We start from the raw sequence: 18,590 nt of genomic DNA on the forward strand, positions 1-18,590 counted from the left end.
GTCGGGTAGACGCCGCGGGTGAAGGGGTACGCGCCCGGCTCCCCCAGCTTCTCGGCGGGGTCCCAGCCCTCCAGGGCGTCCGGCCCGTACACCGGTTCGATGGGAAGTCCGGACTCCGACTCGCGCGCCATGGTGTGTGCCTCCCGCTGAGCACCGGGGTGCTCGCTCGTTCAATTCGCCAGTTACTCGCCAGTACGTACCGACCCTCGCGACGGACTGTAGCGGCGGCCGTGCGCCCGATGGAGGGCCCTGTGCTGGGACCTTCCTCACAACGATGCCGTGTCGTTCGCGGCGCGTCCTGCGCGGGGAACATTTCAGGGGACCCCTCGGGGGTCGCCAGGGGACAGCGGCGCGGTGACGCGGGGAAGAGGGGGTCCCGGATGGGGACGAGGGGCGGCTGGGCTCGGGGGTTGGGCGGGGCTCGGGGGTTGGGCGGGCCGGGGAGGGCGGCTGTGCTCCTCGCGGTGGTGGCGGCGGCAGCGGTCGGCGGTTGCACCGTGCAGCCCGTGGGACCGGACGGCGAGCCGCGCGGGCCGGTGCACGTCGGGGCGCCCCGTTCCCCTTCCGCGTCCGGCCCCGGCCCGGGGCGCCCGGGCGCACCGGAGGAGAGGCCGGCACCGGCCGCCCCCGCCCTGGTGCTGTGGGAGCCGGGCGACGCCGGACCGGCCGTGCGCGAGCTCCAGGCACGGCTGCGCCAGGTCGCCTGGCTCCACGACGGCCCGACCGGTACGTACGACGACCTGACCGAGCGGGCGGTGCGGGGCTTCCAGGGCAAGCGCGGCCTGCCGCGGACGGGCCGGACCGACACCGTGACCTGGCGGCGGCTGCAGGCGATGACCCGGGAACCGGGGCAGTGGGAGCTGTATCTGATGGGCGGCCAGCCCGCCGACGCGCCCGACCCGCGCTGTCTGACCGGCCGGGTGCTGTGCATCAGCAAGACGAGCCGCACCCTGCGCTGGATGATCGACGGCCGGACCGTCTCCACGATGGCGGTGCGGTTCGGGTCGGAGTTCACCCCGACGCGGGAGGGCGAGTTCCGGGTCTACTGGAAGTCCCGGCACCACCACTCCACGCTGTACGACGCCCCGATGCCGTACGCGATGTTCTTCAGCGGCGGCCAGGCGGTGCACTACTCGGCGGACTTCGCGGCCCGGGGCTACGCGGGCGCCTCGCACGGGTGTGTCAACGTGCGGGACGAGGCGGCGATCGCGGGGCTGTACGCGCAGGTGGGCAACGGCGACAAGGTCGTCGTGCACTGGTGAGCCGCGCCCGGTGAGAGGGAGGCTTGGGGCGCGGGCGGGACCGGGGGAACGTGTCCCGCCCGCGCCAGGTGCACGAGCCGTGGGTACGGGGGGAACCCCGGCTCTGTGCGAGGGCCGATGACCAGTCGGCTCACTCAGTACTGCGCAGCAAGGGCCGGAAACGTCACACCTGTGCGGGAAAAACTTTCCTGCACTGCGAAAGCGCAGTTCAGGAGGGATTCACCGGGCGGTGGGCCGGAGCGGGCAGGGTGCCCCTCTCCGTGTCGTCGCCGCCCCCGCCGACGCCTCCGCCGGTGCCGTTGTGGTGGGCTCCGAGGTGGCGGCCGTTGCCGCCGCCGTTGCCCCTGGCCGGCTCACCCCCGCCGTCGGTACCGCCGCCCGTGCCGTTCCCGTTGCCGTTCCCGTTGCCGCTGCCGCTGCCCGAGCCGCCGTTACTGCGGCCGGCGTCCGTGGCCGCGTCGCCGCTGCCGTTCTCCTGCCCGGCCTGCGCCCCGCCCGACGCGGAACCGGATCCCGACGCGGAACCGGTGCCCGAACCGGACCCGGCGCCCGAACCGGACCCGGCGCCCGAGCCGCCGCCCGCCCCGCTCGTGCCGTCGGCGCCGCCCGTACCGCCGCTGCTGCCGCTGCTTCCGCCCGTGGCGCCTCCGGTGGCGTGCGCACCGCCCGTCGCGGCGGCGTCCTTCAGCACGCCGTCGCAGTACGCGCCCACCCGCGTCGAGCCGCCCGCCTCGCCCACCAGGGCCCGCTTGCTGCTCTCGTCCAGCTTCTTCCCGTCCCGCACGGCGCGGCAGGCCGCGGCGAACGCCTCCGACTTGGCGTCCGGGCGGGCGCCCTCCTCGCGGTCCTTGTCCCCGGCGTCCCGGCCGCCCGCCCCGGCGTCGTCGGAACCGCGGCCGGTCCCGGGGCCGGCGGACACGGCCGAGTCCACCCCGCCGCTCCCGTCGGGCGTGCCCGGGGCGAGCGGCCCGCCCGGCGTCGGGGTGGCCGAGACCGGGGTGGAGGGCCCGCGCTCGGAGCCGCCGAAGGGCGTGCGGATGACTCCGGTTCCGGCCGCGACGGCCACACCGCCGACCATGGCGGCGGCCACCGCGGCGGCCAGCCCGAACCGCGCACGGCGGGCCCAGCGGGGCCGGGCGACGGTGATCGCGACGGCACGCGGACGCCGGGCCGGGCGCACGGTCCCGGCGTCCGAGGGGTGCGCCCGGCCGGCCTCGGCGGCCGCCGCGAGCTCGGCGTCGCGGTCCGCCCGCGCCTTGCGGAAGGCGGCCAGCGCGGCGCCCTCACCGGGGATTTCCTCGCTGGTCAGGGGCTGTTTCGGGGTGAGTTCACCCAGTGCGCCGGCGAGCCGCTCGGCCTGCGCCCGGGCATCGGCGTCGACAGCGTCCAGTGGCTCTCCCCGCAGCAGACGCTCCGCCGTTTCGCGGTCCAGCCACTTGTACTGCTCGTCGGCCATCACATGTCCTTCTGCGTCCGCGCGCGCCGGTGCGTCACACTCGCCGACGTCCATGCCGGGCCGCGTGGTTCTCGCTGGGAGGGCAGCGCGTCGAGCACACCGGCCGATTCCGGATCGTCCCCGAGGTCGCCCAGCAGCTCGGCCAGCCGCTTCAGCCCGCGGTGCGCGGCGGTGCGTACGGCGCCCGCGCGCTTGCCGAGCGTCTCGGCGGCGGTCTTGGCGTCCAGGCCCACGACGACGCGCAGCACGACGGCCTCGGCCTGGTCCTGCGGCAGACGGGCGATGAGGGAGAGGGTGCGGTCGGTGGCCAGCGCCTCGATCGCCTCGCCCGCGGTGTCGGACTCGGCGGCCCTGCCGGTCAGCTCGGTCTCGTCGCCGCCGATCGAGGGGCGCCGGCCGCGCATCCGTATGTGGTCGAGGGCGCGGTTGCGGGCTATTCGGGCGGCCCAGCCGCGGAAACGGTCCGCGTCTCCGCTGAACCGGTCCAGGTCCCGGGCGATCTGCAGCCATGCCTCGGACGCGACGTCCTCGGCGTCGGGGTCACCGACCAGCGTCCGTACGTATCCGAGCAGACGTGGATGCACCGCGCGGTACACAGTCCGGAAAGCGTTTTCATCCCCGTCCTGCGCCGCAAGCACCGCGGCCGTCAGCTCCGCGTCGTCCCCCAGCACCGCGCGCCCCTCTGCGCCAATCCGGCACCGCCGTCGCGGCCCGGGCTCTCGCCGTCGTGGTTCCTCGAAATGATCGTTTGCGGCTCCATGACCGCAGTGGTTCGCGGTGGTCGTGTGTCCTCCGCGGTTCGGCGCGAAAGGCACGTTACGTGTTGAAACCGCTCCCCGTCCATGTTCGTCAAAGATGCAACTGACTCGTGATGCACGAGGTCGGCGCCGGGGTGTGACACATCGCGCACGCTCGGCGCTGTAAGGAATACGGGCCGCCGCGCGGCCCGTGCCGCGCGACGGCCGGGGCCTCTCCTGTGGGGGGTGGCGGCCCCGGCCGTTGCCTCGGCCCCCGCCGCGAGCGGTGCGACCGCGCGCCGGCCGGTGACGACGCCCGCGAAGCAGGTCCGGGGGGCCGCCGGCCACTGCTGGGCCGTGGCCGAGGTTCCTCCGTCGAGGAAGACCGCTCCGGACGAGCCGCATATGCCGCCGCGGACGTCGGGCGCGCCTACTGCCCGCCGCTCCCCCTCGTCCGCTCCACCGCGTCCGGCGCCTCGCCGGTGCCGCCCCCGATGCCGCCGTCCTGCGACGGAACGACGCCCGGGCCGGTCGGGACGAGGGCGCCGGTCGGGACGGGGACGCCGGTCGGGACGGGGACGCCGGTCGGGACGGGGACGCCGGTCGGGACGGGGACGCCGGTCGGGACCGGCACGTCCGTCGGCGCCGGGGCGGCCGGCGGGACAGTGGCGCCCGGAGCCGTGCGGCCCGCCGCCGGCGTGAGGCGGTCGGCGCAGTACGCGTCCACCCGGTCCTCGCCGCCCGCCGCGTCGACCAGTCGCCGCCAGGCCTCCGCGTCCATCGCCCGGCCGCGCCCGGCGACCTGCTCATAGGCCCGGCAGCGGGCCTCCTCGTCCTGGGCGGCGGCGGAAGGGTCCGAAGCGCCGGAGACGGAGGCGGAACCGGGACGGGATGCGGAGCCGGACGGAGCGGGCGCGGCGTCCGGTGCCGACGGCGGAGGGCCGGTGAGGCCGGGGCCGGTGGATGCGGCGCCGGGGGCCGGCCGGGAGGAGGGGGCCGCATCCGAGCCGCCGATCGCGGCGAACGCGACCCCGCCGAGGGTGAGGCCGCCGAGCAGGACGGCGAGCGTGGCCCGCGCCGAGCGCAGGGACGCTCCGCGGGTCCGGGGCCGCCAGTCGTCCCGGCGCCGGGTGCGGGCCCGGTGCGCCCCGGCGTCCCGCGCGGCCCGGAAGGCGGTCACGGCGCGTTGTTCGGCCTCGGGGTCCGGGTCGCCGGTGCGCAGGGCCGCTTCGAGGAGCGCCGCGAGCCCGGCGTGGCCGTCCTCCTCGCGCGGGCCGGACGTCCAAGGACGGCCGGACCTGCCGCCGTTTCCCCCTTCACTCCCGGCGTGGCCCTCCTCGTCCGGGCCGGACGTCCACGGACGGCCGGGCGCGCCGCCGCCGTTTCGCCCTTCACCCATGTCCGTCTTCCGTTCCTGTCCCGGCCCCTCCGGCTGTCCGGCCCGCCCGGAGGGCCGGTCGTGTCCAGGTGTCCGCGGGTGTCCACCGTCGTCCTTCACTTCGACTCACCCAGCGTCCGGGGAGCCTCATCCGTCACACCTTCACTGGCCAGCCGGCGGGCGAGCTGCTTCAGCCCCCGGTGGGCCGCGGTGCGCACCGCGCCGGGCCGTTTGCCGAGGACCCGGGCGGCGGAGGGACCGTCGAGGCCGACCACCACCCGCAGCAGCACGGCCTCGGCCTGGTCCCGGGGCAGCCCGCGCACCAGGGACAGGGCGTGTTCGGTGGAGAGCGTCTCCAGTGCCTGCTCGTGCGTGCTGTGCGCGCCGGGCAGCTCCAGCATGTCCTGCTCCAGCGCCGTGGCGCGGGGCCGTACGCGCTGGCGGCGCAGATGGTCGAGCGCCCGGTGCCGGGCGATGGTCGCGGTCCAGCCTCGGAACCCGGCCCCGTCGCCCTTGAACCGTCCGAGGTCGCGGGCGATCTCCAGCCAGGCGTCGGACGCCACGTCCTCGGCCTCGTCGCCGACGATGCCGCGCAGGTATCCGAGCAGGCCGGGCTGGACGATGCGGTAGGCGACCGCGAACGCGGCCTCGTCGCCGTCCTGGGCCCGCGCGACGGCCGCGCCCAGTTCCCCGTCGTACGCCTGCGCGCGCCGGGTTTCCCCTCCCTGGCCCAAAACCGTCCTTCTCGTACGGGTGGCAAGTTCAACGCGCGACACGTTCCGGCCGTGCCCGCGTCCCCCAAGGTCATCAGCGCCGGGGCACACAGAAATGTCACAGCTCGTCAGGCGTCGCCGCCGCGCCGGGTCCGGTCGGACGGCGGCGCGTCACGCGCCCCGAGCGTGCGACGACGCGTCCGGTCGGTCACGCGACGGCGCGTCGGGCCCGGCCGTGCAGGGTCAGGTAGAAGGTGCGCAGTGATTCCCCGGGCCCGCCGATGTCGAAGCTGTTGCGGACCTTGCCCAGCGGGTTCCAGATCCGCCCGTCCGGCATCCGTACGCCGACCGGCTGGCCGAACAGGTCGCGGGGGCCGGCGTCGAGGTCCACCCACACCGCTCCGGCGCGGCGCACCATCACCTCGCCGACGTACGCGCCGAGGCCGAGCAGCGTCTCCTGCACCCGCTCGGGGTCGGCGCCGCCCTTGCGCAGCCCGTCGATCACGAAGTCGACCGCGCGCAGGCTGGCCACGGAGTAGTCCAGCGGCAGCCGGCCCCGCCGCGCCCGGGCGACGAACGCCGCCGCGTACGGCCGCATCCCGCTCGCGCCCGGCGCCCCCGCGCCCGCCACCGGCCTTTCCATGGGACCCAGCCCTCCGCTCGGCTTCGGAAGGCCCCCGCCGGGCCCCCGGGTGACCCAGCGGATGCGCCGGCCGGAACATCACCGGCCGGATGTGTGGCGCTCGCCACAGCGGGGCCATGCCGTATGCGGACAAGGGTTCACTTTTCCTCGCGGTGGACTCGAGGTCGGGCGCTTCCCCAGGTGACGTTTGATCAAACATGAGCGCTGGGGGAATGTGCGCCCGTGTGACGACGGGTGCGTCCATGTCCATCACTAGGGGTGGGGTAGTTGAGTCCACGCAGCACCCGTGCGTACAAACCGCTCAGTCTCAAGCGACGCGCCTGGCTGACGATCGGGGCGGTCGCCTTGAGCGGCGCGGGCATCGTCACGTACGCGATCGCCGAACCGCCCGCGGATTCCGGGGGCGGCGCCGGACGTGAGCCCTCCGTGCGCACGCTGAAGCTCCAGGACCGGGGCGCGGGCCGCAAGGGCCTGGCCAAGCGGGAGACGGACCGCTTCAGTGCGGTGGTGCTGACCTGGAACGACCCCGACGCGCGGGCCAAGGGCACCCCCCAGGTGCGCACCCGGGACGCCGCCACGGGCGCCTGGTCGGGCTGGCAGACCCTGTCGAGCGAGCCGCACCAGGCCGACGGCGCCGAGGGCGGGCGCATCGCCGCCCGCGGCGGCACCGAGTCGGTGTGGACCGGCGAGTCGGACGGCGTCGAGGTGCGCCTGGTGAACGCCGGCGGCGCGGAAGCGGGCGGCCAGCCGGCCGGCATGGACGTCAAGCTGCTCGACCCGGGCACGGACCCGGCGGACGCCATGACGCCGGCGGCCTTCGCCGCGGAGACCGCCACGCCCGACGTGCCACCGGAGGCGACGGACTCGGCGACCCCGACGCCCACGGAGCCCGTGCCGCCCGCGCCGACGGAGCCGGCGACCGACTCGGCGACGCCCACGCAGCCGCAGACGGACTCCCCCGCCCCCACCGAACCGTCGCCCACCGACTCGGCGTCCCCCACCGCGACCCCGTCCCCGACGCCCAGCGGCTCCCCGACGGTCCCGGCCCCCGTCCCCTCGACGGTCGTCAAGCCGCCGATCATCACGCAGGCCCAGTGGGGCGCGGCGGTCGAGTACAACGGCACCCCGGAGTACGGCACGCAGATCAAGGCCGCGGCGCTCCACCACACCGGCGTCGACAACGACAACAAACTGTCCTGCGCGCAGAGCGCGGCCCGGCTGCGCACCATCCAGCAGGCCCACATCCAGCAGGGCTACTTCGACCTCGGCTACAACTTCGTCGTCGACCGGTGCGGCCAGATCTTCGAGGGCCGCAGCGGCGGCGTGGACCTGCCGGTGACCGGCGCGCACGACATCGGCTTCAACACCGACACGGTCGGCATCTCCTACATCGGCAACTTCGAGACCGCGAAGCCCACGCGCGCCGGGCTGGACGCGATCGCGCGGATCGTCGCCTGGAAGTTCGGGATGTACGGCGTCGATCCGACCGGCCGGGTGTCCCTGCAGTCCGGGGTCGCGAAGGGCGTGAAGGGCAACATGGTCGAGAAGGGCCAGTCGATCGAGCTGCCGCGGGTCTTCGGCCACTACGCCACCAACAACACCGCCTGCCCCGGCGACCACCTCATCGCCAAGCTGGACCTCGTCCGCCGGCTGGCCAAGGCGCCGGGCGTCTCGCACGCCCTGGCCACCTCCGACTTCGACCGGAACGGCATCTCCGACCTGGTCGCGGGCGTCCCGAAGGCCAACGCGGTGACCGTGGTCCCGGGCGGCGTCGACGGGCCGGTCCTCTCGGCGAAGCGCACGCTCACCCAGAACAGCTCCGGCGTGCCCGGCACCACCGAGTCCGGCGACGGCTTCGGCACCGCAACGGCCTGGGGCGACGTCACCGGAGACGGCCACGCCGACCTGGTGATCGGCGCGCCGGGCGAGGACGACTCCAGCGGCCACACCGACCGCGGCCAGGTCACGGTGATGTACGGCCCGACGCTCGCCAAGGGCTACTCGTTCAGCACGACCGGGGTGAAGGCGACCGGCGCCAAGCTCGGCTCGACGGTGGCCGCGGGCGACTTCAACGCCGACGGCAAGGCCGACGTGTTCGCGGCGGGCGCCGGCAACGGCGGCACCTTCCACGTCCGGCTGACCGGCGGCGCCACCACCACGGGCCCGCTGACGACGGCCACCGGCCCGGTCGCGTACCTGGACTCCGCGACCGGCGACTTCAACCGGGACGGCTACGCGGACGTCGCCCTCAACTACCGGGACGGCGGCGGTACCGGGCGCGTGGTCCGCTTCGCCGGCTCGGCGTCCGGCCTGACCAAGGCAGGGGTGCTGTCCGTCAGGGGCGGCCGGTCCATCGCGGCGGGCGACGTCCACGGCAACGGCTACGACGACATCGTCATCGGCCAGCCGGTGGCCTCCGAGTCGGGCGCGAAGTCCGGCGGCCAGATCACCCTGGTGCCGGGCTCGTCGACCGGGTTCACCACGACCGGCATGGCCGTGATCCACCAGGACACCCCGTCCGTCATCGGCGCGAACGAGTCCGGCGACAACTTCGGCGCCGCGGTGTCCCTCGGCGACCACAACGCCGACGGGTACCTCGACGTCCTGGCCGGCGTCCCGGGCGAGAACCTCACCCGCGCCGAGGTCAACCGGATCAACGCGGGCGGCGTCACCCTGATCAGGGGCACGTCGTCCGGTCTCACCGGCACCGGCTCGGTGATGATCTCGCAGGACACCTCGGGCATCCCCGGCTCCACCGAGACCGACGACCGCGTCGGCTCCTCCGTGACCCTCACCGACCTGTCCGGCTACGGCCGCGCCGACCTCACCTTCGGCGCGGACGGCGAGGACGGCTCGAACGGCGTCCTGCTCCACGTGCCCAGCAACAGCACCGGCCTCGGGTACGCCGACGCCCTGTCCTACAGCAGGACGATGCTCGGCATGCCGACGGCCGTCCGGCTGGGCCAGACCCTGACGCCGTAACGCCGTCACCGCGGCGCACCGCAGCGGCCGGGACCCCTCGCGAACGAGGGGATCCGGCCGTTCGCGCGTCGGACAAGGGGGACCCGGCCGTTCGCGCGTCGGTCGCGGGAAGGGGCCCGCCCGCGACCGGTCGCGGGAACGGGCCCCGCGTCAGCCGTGGTGCACGTCCGCCGTGGCGTCCCGGCACAGCAGCCGCAGCGAGCCGTCGCCGCCCGCGAAGCACCGGCGGGCCTCCTCCAAGGGGTCCCACATCCGTCCGTCGGGCGTGCGCACCCAGTGATCGCCGCCGCTCGCCCACCACTCGGCGCCGGTCTGCCGGACGATCACCTCCCCGGCGTACGCCCCGAGTCCGCGCAGCACGTTCTTGACCGCCTCGTACGGCGTGCCCTCGCGGCGCAGTTCGTCGATCATCCGGTCGACGCGCCACAGGCTCTGCGCCGAGTAGTCGAGGCGCAGCCGCGCGCCCTCCCGCATCGTCACCACGGCGTCGGCGGCCCACCGGACCGGCTTGGCGGCGGCCGACGGCCTGGTCTCCTGCTGAGTCGTCACGATCGTCACATGGGAAAGAGCGCTGCGCCGCCCCGATTCGTCACCCGGATCGGGCGCTTGCGCACAACCGGCGCGGTACTGCCCCACCGTCGCCGCGGGACGGTCACAGGATCCGCCCGCGCGCGGGGGTTTACGCCGTCGGCCGCCGTCGTGCCGCCCCACGCCGACGTCGGTGCGCCCGCGCACGCAAAGGGACGCGCCGCGTCTCACGAAGGGACGCCGCACATCTCACGAAGGGACGCCCCGCGTCTCACGCGAGGCGCGCACGGCGCGAGACGACGGCGCGCAGCACCCGGCGTCCCTCGACCGACACCTCCAGCGCCCGGCGCAGCCCGCCCGTGCCGTGCTCGGCGAGCAGTTCCAGGACGGTCGTCTGCCGCCTCAGCTCGGCGGCGACCAGCGGCGACATTCCCTCGGTGCGGCCCTCGCGGCGGGCGTCGACCGAGTCCGCGTCCTCGGCCGGGTCGAGGAGCCGGTGGATGCGCAGGGAGGCGACGGAGCAGGCGTCGGCCCACGTCCGCACCTCGGGGCCGTCCGGCGTGGCGGGGGCGGCGGCCAGCATCCGGTGGGCGAGGAGCGTGGCCTCGTCGTGGCCGTCGGGTCCGCCGAGCTCGGCGCGCGCCTGCTCCCACAGCTTGCCCCACGCCCCGCCGCCGACCGCCCCGCCGCCGGCCGTGCCCTCGTCGGCCGCCAGGTCCGCCCACAGGGGCCGCAGCACCTCGTCGTCACCGCCCAGCAGGGGCACGCACCGATCCAAACAAGCCAGACCGCACGCGGCGAGTCCTCGCTCATCGGCCTGCGCGATCAGTTCCACCAGGCTCATCACGCCTCGCTTTCCGGGGCGCCTTCCTTACGGAGCCCACACTTCCCCTTACTGCGCGCTACGCCGCCGTAGTGTCACTGGGGTTCACGAGAGAGCGTTTTCAGCCATCCGGGGGCGGTCGGCTCACTCGAGCCGGTCGGCCAGTTTCCGGAAGTCCGCCCAGGAAAGGCCGGGCTCGTCCGGGTTCCAGAGTTTCTGCACGGTCGCCCGCAGCGGCATCCGGATGCCCGCGGCGACCTGTTCCTGCGTCTGGGAGCCGGCGAGGTCGCACCAGACGGCGAAGGAGCCGCCGAGGATGCGGTCGTCGTAGGAGGCCGGGACCGGCTCGGTGCCGCGCAGCACCCGCGGGGTCCACTGCTCGTAGATGCGCTGCCCGGTCGGGTAGACGAAGGTCTGCGGCTGGCCCAGGACGTAGTAGAGGAACTCGTCGTTGTAGTTGATCAGCTCGCGGCCCGCGCTCAGGTACTCGGCGGGCGGGCGCGCCCCGATCTCCTTGCCGGTCCAGTACGCGACCTCGACGTCCTCGTCGGGCCGCACGGACGTGCCGGCGTAGAAGCCGTCGTTCCACGCGCGCGGGACGCGGCCGTGGGCGCGCACGGCGGCGGCGCGGTCGTTGAGCCAGCCGGTGGCGAGGTCGGCCACGGTCGCCCCCTCGCCGTACTTCTCGCGCGCTGCGGCGGCCAGCTGCGGATAGGACGCCTCCGGATCGGACGCGGTCAGCGCCCGGTACTCGTCGCCGCCGAGGTGCCAGCGCCCGCCGGGAAACAGGCCGGCGTACTCGTCGAGCAGCTCGTCGACGAGCTTCCCGGCGGCCGGCTCGGAGATGTCCACGGCGCCGGTCGCCGCGGTGCCCCGCGCGTCGCGCAGCTGCAGCTCGGGGTGGGCGGCGAGCACGGCGCCGAGGTGGCCAGGCGAGTCGATCTCGGGCACGACCGTGATGTGCCGGCTCCGGGCCAGCCGCACGATCCGCCGCACCTCGGCCCGGGTGAGGTGCTGCTCGGACACGACCTCCGGGTGCGACCGCGACTCGATCCGGAAGCCCTGGTCGTCGGAGAAGTGCAGGCCCAGCTCGTTGAACTTCAGGTCGCCCAGCTCGCGTATCCGGTCCTCTATCCAGCCGGCCGTGAAGTGCTTGCGCGCGATGTCCAGCATCAGCCCGCGCCGCGCCTTGGCCGGCGCGTCCCGCACCACGCCCTCCGGCGCCGCCGCCCCGCCGCGCACGGCCTGCTTCAGGGTGCGGGTGCCGTAGAAGACCCCGGCCTCGGCCGGCGCGGCGACGGTGACCCGCCCGCCGCGCACGGTCAGGGTGTACGACTCCGGGTTGGCGCCCCTGCTCGCGTTGAGCTCCAGGCGCAGGTCGCCGGCGCGCTCGTCGCCGCGCTCCCCGGCGTACGCCATCCCCAGCTCGCCCGCGACCAGCCGGCCCTCGTCGGCGAGCGCCGGGTCGTCCACGACGACGCGGTGACCGCGCGCGGGCCGCCAGCCGGGGCCGCGCGCGGGGGCGTGCTCACGGACGGCGGGGATGGTCAGGGGCGCGCGGGAGAGGGCGTAGGAGCGCGAGGGGGCCGGCGTCGGGCTCGGGGCGCGCGCGGCGCCCGCGCCGGGCCCGGAGGACTCGCCGGACGCGGCGGACGTACGGTCCGAGGGCTGCCGTACGGCGCCCGTGGGGGCCCCGCCCTCGCCGCCGGAGGCCCACAGCCCGAGGCCCGTCGCGCACACGACGACCCCCGACCCGATCAGCAGCGCCCTGCGCCGCACGGTCCCGTCCGACGCCCTGCGCCTGTGCCGGCTCATGGAGCCAACCTACGACCGAACCATCCGGAGGGTGTCCACCGCACGGTACGAAACTCTCCCGTCCGGGTGAATTCGGGGCAACCCTCGGACAGGTCGTGACCGGTGTGGATAACGTGAGCGCATCTCTCTCACACCATCCCCTGCCGACACCCACGTGACACGCCTCCTTCCCGAGCAGACGCGCGCCGCACCGTCCCCTCTGCGGCGCTTCAACACCGACCCCGAGGACGACGTCCACCGCGCCCTCCTCGCCTGCCTGCGCAGCCCCCGATGGGCCCGCCGGGTCGCCGACCACCGCCCCTACCCCGACCTGGACGCCCTGCTCGCCGCGTCCGACGAGGCCGCCTACGACCTCGCCCCCGCCGACCTCGCCGAGGCCCTGGCGGGCGAGTCCCTGCCCCCGGTCCCGCCCGGGACCTACTCCGCGGCCCACACCGCCCTGCGCGCGGCCCACGCGGCGTACGAGGCGCGCTTCGGCCATGTCTTCGTGATGTGCCTGGACGGCGTCCCGGAGCGGGAGGCCCTCGACCACGTCCTGGCCGGAATCCGGTCACGTCTGGCCAATGATCCGGAGGACGAGCGGATCGTCGCCTGGGAGGAACTCCGCCGCCTGGCGAAGCAGCGTCTGGGCGAGCGGCTCGGGGGTGTCTGACCGGGACGGCGCAAACCCCCGGCCGGCCCGGGCGGCGGTTTCCGCCGTCCCGGTCATGCGCCGGCCTGCGCCGCGCCCGGCGCATAACGCCACATTCCGGTACGCAAGCCGCCAACGGTGAGCCATACGCGTGCCAGTTTGATCACACCGAGAGACCCCGGCGAGGCTGAGCGCCACCGCATCGCTACGATGCTGGGGGCCGGTGGACCGTACCCGGCCGGGCCCGTCCGACGCCGAAGCCGGCAGGCCCCTATCCCCGCTCCCGGAGGGTTATTCCGTGCCGGCTGGAACGCTGTACCGCGGCCGGGAAGGAATGTGGTCCTGGGTGGCTCACCGAGTCACCGGCGTCCTCATCTTCTTCTTCCTGTTCGTGCATGTACTGGACACCGCACTCGTCCGTGTCTCCCCCGAGACCTACGACGAAGTCGTGGCGACGTACAAGACGCCGATCGTCGCCCTGCTCGAGTACGGCCTCGTCGCCGCCATCGTCTTCCACGCGCTCAACGGCCTGCGTGTCATCGCCGTCGACTTCTGGTCGAAGGGTCCCCGCTACCAGAAGCAGATGATGTGGATCGTCGTCGGCCTGTGGGCCGTACTGATGGCCGGGGCGATCTACCCCGTCCTCGGCCACGCCGCTCGTGAACTGTTCGGGAGCTGACGCCCATGTCCACCACTGAGACCACCGCTTCCGGGATCGGCCCCGTCGAGGGCGGCTCCGTCCACACGGTCGACAACCCGGCGCCCCTGATCGAGGCCCCGCGCATGCGGACCAAGAAGACGCCCAAGTCGACGCGCGGCAACTTCGAGCTGGCCACCTGGCTCTTCATGCGCCTGTCGGGCGTCCTGCTGGTCGTCCTGGTCATCACCCACCTGCTGATCCAGCTCGTGCTGGACGGCGGTGTGTCGAAGGTCGGTTTCGCCTTCGTCGCCGGCCGCTGGGCCTCCCCCTTCTGGCAGGTCTGGGACCTGCTGATGCTGTGGCTCGGCATGCTGCACGGCGGTAACGGCCTGCGGACGATCATCAACGACTACGCGGAGCGCGCGAACACGCGACTGTGGCTGAAGGGCCTGCTGTACACCGCCACGGTGTTCACCATCCTGCTGGGCACGCTGGTGATCTTCACCTTCGACCCGAACATCCGCTAGGCACGGGGCTGAGGTATTCCTGATGAAGATCCACAAGTACGACACCGTCATCGTCGGGGCCGGCGGCGCCGGCATGCGCGCGGCCATCGAGTCCACCAAGCGCAGCCGCACCGCGGTCCTCACGAAGCTCTACCCGACCCGGTCCCACACGGGCGCCGCGCAGGGCGGCATGGCCGCCGCGCTGGCCAACGTGGAGGAGGACAACTGGGAGTGGCACACCTTCGACACGGTCAAGGGCGGTGACTACCTGGTCGACCAGGACGCCGCCGAGATCCTGGCGAAGGAGGCCATCGACTCGGTCCTCGACCTGGAGAAGATGGGCCTGCCGTTCAACCGCACCCCGAACGGCACGATCGACCAGCGCCGCTTCGGCGGGCACAGCCGCAACCACGGCGAGGCCCCGGTCCGCCGCTCCTGCTACGCGGCCGACCGCACCGGTCACATGATCCTCCAGACGCTGTACCAGAACTGCGTCAAGCACGGCGTGGAGTTCTTCAACGAGTTCTACGTCCTGGACCAGCTGATCACCGAGGTCGACGGCGTCAAGAAGTCGGCCGGCGTCGTGGCCTACGAGCTGGCGACCGGCGAGATCCACGTCTTCCAGGCGAAGTCCGTGATCTACGCGTCCGGCGGCTGCGGCAAGTTCTTCAAGGTCACGTCGAACGCGCACACGCTGACCGGCGACGGCCAGGCGGCCGTGTACCGGCGGGGCATCCCGCTGGAGGACATGGAGTTCTTCCAGTTCCACCCGACCGGCATCTGGCGCATGGGCATCCTGCTGACGGAGGGCGCCCGCGGCGAGGGCGGCATCCTGCGCAACAAGGACGGCGAGCGCTTCATGGAGAAGTACGCGCCGGTCATGAAGGACCTCGCGTCCCGTGACGTCGTCTCCCGCTCCATCTACACGGAGATCCGCGAGGGCCGCGGCTGCGGTCCCGAGGGCGACCACGTCTTCCTGGACCTCACGCACCTCCCGCCGGAGCAGCTGGACGCGAAGCTGCCCGACATCACCGAGTTCGCGCGGACCTACCTGGGCATCGAGCCGTACACCGACCCGATCCCGATCCAGCCGACCGCGCACTACGCCATGGGCGGCATCCCGACCAACGTCGAGGGCGAGGTCCTGGCCGACAACACCACCGTCGTCCCGGGTCTGTACGCCGCCGGCGAGGTCGCCTGCGTGTCCGTGCACGGCGCCAACCGGCTGGGCACCAACTCGCTGCTCGACATCAACGTGTTCGGCAAGCGGGCCGGCATCGCCGCCGCGGAGTACGCGCAGAAGGCGGACTTCGTGGAGCTGCCGGAGGCGCCGGAGGCGTTCGTGCTCGGGCAGATCGAGCGGCTGCGCACCTCCACCGGCAACGAGCGGGTGGCGGAGCTGCGGCGCGAGCTGCAGGAGACCATGGACGCGAACGTCATGGTGTTCCGCACCGAGCAGACGATCAAGGCCGCGGTCGAGAAGATCGCCGAGCTGCGCGAGCGCTACAAGAACGTCGCGATCCAGGACAAGGGCAAGCGGTTCAACACCGACCTGCTGGAGGCCATCGAGCTGGGCAACCTGCTCGACCTCGCCGAGGTCATGGCGGTCTCCGCCCTCGCCCGCAAGGAGTCCCGCGGCGGTCACTACCGCGAGGACTACCCGAACCGCGACGACGTCAACTTCATGCGCCACACCATGGCCTACCGCGAGGTCGGCGCCGACGGGTCGGAAACCGTCCGTCTCGACTACAAGCCGGTCGTCCAGACCCGCTACCAGCCGATGGAGCGTAAGTACTGATGGCTACCCCTGTTCTGGACAAGGCCGAGGCGGACGCCCGGGCCGCGTCGCCCTACATCACCGTCACCTTCCGGGTGCGCCGTTTCAACCCGGAGGTCTCGGCGGAGGCGACCTGGGAAGACTTCGAGCTGGAGATCGACCCCAAGGAGCGCGTCCTCGACGGTCTGCACAAGATCAAGTGGGACCTGGACGGTTCGCTGACCTTCCGCCGCTCCTGCGCGCACGGCATCTGCGGCTCGGACGCCATGCGGATCAACGGCAGGAACCGCCTCGCCTGCAAGACGCTGATCAAGGACATCAACCCGGAGAAGCCGATCACGGTCGAGCCCATCAAGGGCCTCACGGTCCTGAAGGACCTCGTGGTCGACATGGAGCCGTTCTTCCAGGCGTACCGGGACGTGATGCCGTTCCTGATCACGAAGGACACCAACGAGCCGACGCGCGAGCGGCTGCAGTCCGCGGAGGACCGCGAGCGCTTCGACGACACCACGAAGTGCATCCTCTGCGCGGCGTGCACCTCGTCGTGCCCGGTGTTCTGGAACGACGGCCAGTACTTCGGCCCGGCGGCCATCGTCAACGCCCACCGCTTCATCTTCGACTCGCGCGACGAGGCCGGTGAGCAGCGTCTGGAGATCCTGAACGACCGCGACGGCGTCTGGCGCTGCCGCACGACCTTCAACTGCACGGACGCCTGCCCGCGCGGCATCGAGGTCACGAAGGCGATCGCCGAGGTGAAGCGGGCGCTGATCACGCGCCGGTACTGAGCCGTAGGACGTACGCCGTACGTCGCAGAGGCCCCTTCTCCGATCCGGAGAAGGGGCCTCTGGCATATGCCACACCATCGGGTGAGCTGCGGGGAAACGACGGGCTGGTGGTGCCCGGCCTACGATACGGACGCCGATTACGAGGACCACTACGTCGAGAACAGCTGCTACGACCCGGTCTGCTTCCGCATGGTCCTGGAGGTGACCTCCAGCGATTGGCGTTCCGACCTCAAGACCGAGGTCGGCGCGTACGCCGGGGCACAGGTTCCGGTCTACGTGATCATCGACCGCAAGCACCAGCGCCTCCACGTCCTGACGGATCCGGCGGGGGAGGACTACGCGAACCATCGGGTCCACGCCCCCGGCGAACTCGCCACTCTGCCCGACTCCATCGGCGCCAAGATCACCTTGGACGTGGCGCAGATCCTCCAGGACGGGCAAGCCGAGCGCTGACCGTCGTGTCGACGGGCCGTGCCGCACGGGACGGCCCTTAATCTGACGACATGTCAGATGACCAGTCGTACGAACTGCTCGGATTCGACAACGTCCTGCTGCCCGTCGGGGACCTCGGCGCGGCCGTGGCGTTCTACGAGCGGGCGGGGTTCTCGGTGGGGTTCCGGCTGGACGAGGCCGGGATCGCGCTGCTGAAGGTCGGGGGCGAGACGCCGGGGATTCTGCTCCGGCAGGAGGACGAGCTCGGGCACCGGCCGCCGCCCTGGCCCTCCCCCCGCGTCTGGCTGGAGGTGCCCGACGCGCGGACGGCGGCCCTGGTGCTCGCCGGCGCGGGGATCGCGCCGCTGGAGGAGCCCGCCCCCGTCGCCACCGGCTGGGCGGTCGAGATCGCCGACCCGTGGGGCAACGTCATCGGCTTCACCGACTACACCAAGCGGCCCGAGCTGGGGCGCCGCCCCTGACGCCCCACCACCCCACCCTGATGTTGAACACGTTCAAAAACAGCGCTACAGTTCCGACTGTCAGCGTTTTTGAACGCGTTCAAGAAAGGTGGGGGGCATGGACCGCACGGTCGTCGCCTACGTCATCTACCTGGTCGTCAGCATCGGTCTGACCATCTGGGTGGCCCGCACGCTCAGCCGGAACGGACGGGTCTTCCTGGCCGACGTGCTGCACGGCAACGAGAAGCTCGCCGACGCCGTCAACCACCTCCTGGTGGTCGGCTTCTACCTCGTCAACCTCGGCTTCGTCGCCCTCTACCTGAGCGACGACGACACCGTCACCGACACGCGCGGCGTCTTCGAGGCCCTGTCCACCAAGCTCGGCGTGGTGCTGCTGGTGCTCGGCGTGATGCACCTGGCCAACGTCTACGTCCTGAACCGGATCCGCCGCCGCGGGGTGATGGAGCGCGAGCAGACGCCGCCGGTCGCGCCGCAGGGCTGGGTCGCCCCGACGGCCGGGGCATGAGCACCGCGACCGCCGCCGGGGGCCGGGACGCCGCGCGCGTCCCGGTCCGCGGGCTGACCGTGCTGTACGACGCCGCGTGCCCGCTCTGCACCCACCTGCGCGACTGGCTCGCCCGCCAGCGGCAGCTGGTCCCGCTGGAGTTCGTGCCCGCCGGCTCCGACGAGGCGCTGCGGCGCTTCCCTGGCCTGGACCACCGGTCCACCCTGGAGGACATCACCGTCGTGGGTGACGCCGGGCAGGTGTATCAGGGACCGGCCGCGTGGATCGTGACGTTGTGGGCGCTGCGCGAGCACCGGGGACTCGCGCATCGCCTCGGCACTCCGGCCGGGGCCCGGCTCGCCAAGGGCGCGGCGCTGGCCGCCGCCAAGTGGCGGGGTGGGCAGTGGGGCGGGCAGGCGTACGCGCGGGCGGACGGGTGGTCGTACGACCCGAGCCAGGGCTGGTCGTACCGCCCGCCGGGCTGTGACGGCGGCGTCTGCGCCACTGGCTAGGCTC

General features: G+C 73.4%; 19 protein-coding genes and 1 pseudogene. 11 read left to right on the top strand and 9 right to left on the bottom strand.

What is annotated here, in order from left to right; genetic code table 11:
• The coding region (locus tag ABZY13_RS04415) for a methylmalonyl-CoA mutase family protein (protein ID WP_356627560.1) at positions 1 to 131 on the bottom strand (131 nt) is incomplete at its 3' end.
• A 249-nt stretch (positions 132 to 380) separates the two neighbouring features.
• Here ABZY13_RS04415 and ABZY13_RS04420 point away from each other — a divergent pair.
• Entirely contained in the window at positions 381 to 1,262 is an 882-nt protein-coding gene (locus ABZY13_RS04420; protein WP_356627372.1) for a L,D-transpeptidase family protein, read from the top strand.
• A 208-nt stretch (positions 1,263 to 1,470) separates the two neighbouring features.
• Here ABZY13_RS04420 and ABZY13_RS04425 read toward each other — a convergent pair whose 3' ends face one another.
• From ABZY13_RS04425 to ABZY13_RS04445, 5 genes are all read right to left on the bottom strand, one after another.
• Positions 1,471 to 2,718: a hypothetical protein gene (locus ABZY13_RS04425; RefSeq protein WP_356627373.1), complete on the bottom strand. Its 1,248-nt coding sequence runs from the start codon at positions 2,716 to 2,718 to the stop codon at positions 1,471 to 1,473.
• Positions 2,718 to 3,389: an RNA polymerase sigma factor gene (locus ABZY13_RS04430; RefSeq protein ID WP_356627374.1), complete on the bottom strand. Its 672-nt coding sequence runs from the start codon at positions 3,387 to 3,389 to the stop codon at positions 2,718 to 2,720. The genes ABZY13_RS04425 and ABZY13_RS04430 overlap by 1 nt, the downstream gene beginning before the upstream one ends.
• 496 nt (positions 3,390 to 3,885) lie before the next feature.
• Positions 3,886 to 4,854, bottom strand: coding sequence for a hypothetical protein (locus ABZY13_RS04435; protein ID WP_356627375.1), 969 nt, complete (start codon positions 4,852 to 4,854; stop codon positions 3,886 to 3,888).
• Positions 4,855 to 4,949: 95 nt separating this feature from the next.
• Positions 4,950 to 5,567, bottom strand: a complete 618-nt coding sequence (locus tag ABZY13_RS04440; RefSeq protein WP_356627376.1) for an RNA polymerase sigma factor — start codon at positions 5,565 to 5,567, stop codon at positions 4,950 to 4,952.
• A 187-nt stretch (positions 5,568 to 5,754) separates the two neighbouring features.
• The gene (locus ABZY13_RS04445) at positions 5,755 to 6,189 is read right to left on the bottom strand and encodes a hypothetical protein (RefSeq protein ID WP_356627377.1); all 435 of its coding nucleotides are present in this window, start codon (positions 6,187 to 6,189) and stop codon (positions 5,755 to 5,757) included.
• Positions 6,190 to 6,456: 267 nt separating this feature from the next.
• On the opposite strand from ABZY13_RS04445, the gene ABZY13_RS04450 reads away from it, so the two are divergent.
• Entirely contained in the window at positions 6,457 to 9,171 is a 2,715-nt protein-coding gene (locus tag ABZY13_RS04450; protein ID WP_356627378.1) for an N-acetylmuramoyl-L-alanine amidase, read from the top strand.
• 150 nt (positions 9,172 to 9,321) lie between these two features.
• On the opposite strand, the gene ABZY13_RS04455 is transcribed toward ABZY13_RS04450, so the two are convergent.
• The 3 genes from ABZY13_RS04455 to ABZY13_RS04465 form a co-directional block, all read right to left on the bottom strand.
• Positions 9,322 to 9,720 carry a hypothetical protein gene (locus ABZY13_RS04455; RefSeq protein ID WP_356627379.1) on the bottom strand — a complete coding sequence of 133 codons (399 nt, stop codon included), beginning with the start codon at positions 9,718 to 9,720 and terminating at the stop codon, positions 9,322 to 9,324.
• Positions 9,721 to 9,970: 250 nt separating this feature from the next.
• Positions 9,971 to 10,543 carry a hypothetical protein gene (locus ABZY13_RS04460; RefSeq protein WP_356627380.1) on the bottom strand — a complete coding sequence of 191 codons (573 nt, stop codon included), beginning with the start codon at positions 10,541 to 10,543 and terminating at the stop codon, positions 9,971 to 9,973.
• A gap of 123 nt (positions 10,544 to 10,666) precedes the next feature.
• Positions 10,667 to 12,337, bottom strand: a complete 1,671-nt coding sequence (locus ABZY13_RS04465) for a glycoside hydrolase family 20 protein (protein WP_356627381.1) — start codon at positions 12,335 to 12,337, stop codon at positions 10,667 to 10,669.
• Between the two features lie 199 nt (positions 12,338 to 12,536).
• Between ABZY13_RS04465 and ABZY13_RS04470 the strand changes: the two genes are divergently transcribed.
• The 9 genes and pseudogenes from ABZY13_RS04470 to ABZY13_RS04510 all read left to right on the top strand — a co-directional run bounded on the left by ABZY13_RS04470 (position 12,537) and on the right by ABZY13_RS04510 (position 18,586).
• The gene (locus ABZY13_RS04470; protein WP_356627561.1) at positions 12,537 to 12,989 is read left to right on the top strand and encodes a 2-oxo-4-hydroxy-4-carboxy-5-ureidoimidazoline decarboxylase; all 453 of its coding nucleotides are present in this window, start codon (positions 12,537 to 12,539) and stop codon (positions 12,987 to 12,989) included.
• Positions 12,990 to 13,266: 277 nt separating this feature from the next.
• Positions 13,267 to 13,647, top strand: a complete 381-nt coding sequence (gene sdhC / locus ABZY13_RS04475; protein ID WP_356627382.1) for a succinate dehydrogenase, cytochrome b556 subunit — start codon at positions 13,267 to 13,269, stop codon at positions 13,645 to 13,647.
• A gap of 5 nt (positions 13,648 to 13,652) precedes the next feature.
• Positions 13,653 to 14,135 (top strand): succinate dehydrogenase hydrophobic membrane anchor subunit, encoded by a 483-nt coding sequence (locus tag ABZY13_RS04480; protein WP_356627383.1) that lies wholly within the window; start codon positions 13,653 to 13,655, stop codon positions 14,133 to 14,135.
• A 22-nt stretch (positions 14,136 to 14,157) separates the two neighbouring features.
• Positions 14,158 to 15,912 (top strand): succinate dehydrogenase flavoprotein subunit, encoded by a 1,755-nt coding sequence (gene sdhA, locus ABZY13_RS04485; protein ID WP_356627384.1) that lies wholly within the window; start codon positions 14,158 to 14,160, stop codon positions 15,910 to 15,912.
• A complete protein-coding gene (locus tag ABZY13_RS04490; RefSeq protein ID WP_356627385.1) occupies positions 15,912 to 16,676 on the top strand; it encodes a succinate dehydrogenase iron-sulfur subunit in 765 nt (254 codons plus the stop codon). The genes sdhA and ABZY13_RS04490 overlap by 1 nt, the downstream gene beginning before the upstream one ends.
• Positions 16,677 to 16,805: 129 nt before the next feature.
• A pseudogene (locus ABZY13_RS04495) lies at positions 16,806 to 17,129 on the top strand (Uma2 family endonuclease); the annotation flags it as partial.
• A gap of 50 nt (positions 17,130 to 17,179) precedes the next feature.
• On the top strand, positions 17,180 to 17,590 hold the full coding sequence (locus tag ABZY13_RS04500; RefSeq protein WP_356627386.1) for a VOC family protein: 411 nt from the start codon (positions 17,180 to 17,182) through the stop codon (positions 17,588 to 17,590).
• A 97-nt stretch (positions 17,591 to 17,687) separates the two neighbouring features.
• Positions 17,688 to 18,095 (top strand): hypothetical protein, encoded by a 408-nt coding sequence (locus ABZY13_RS04505; RefSeq protein ID WP_356627387.1) that lies wholly within the window; start codon positions 17,688 to 17,690, stop codon positions 18,093 to 18,095.
• Entirely contained in the window at positions 18,092 to 18,586 is a 495-nt protein-coding gene (locus ABZY13_RS04510) for a DCC1-like thiol-disulfide oxidoreductase family protein (RefSeq protein WP_356627388.1), read from the top strand. Before ABZY13_RS04505 ends, ABZY13_RS04510 begins: the two co-directional genes overlap by 4 nt.
• Positions 18,587 to 18,590: the final 4 nt, after the last annotated feature.

Origin of the sequence: Streptomyces sp. NPDC006610, assembly GCF_040611575.1 — a bacterium.
Classification (GTDB): domain Bacteria; phylum Actinomycetota; class Actinomycetes; order Streptomycetales; family Streptomycetaceae; genus Streptomyces.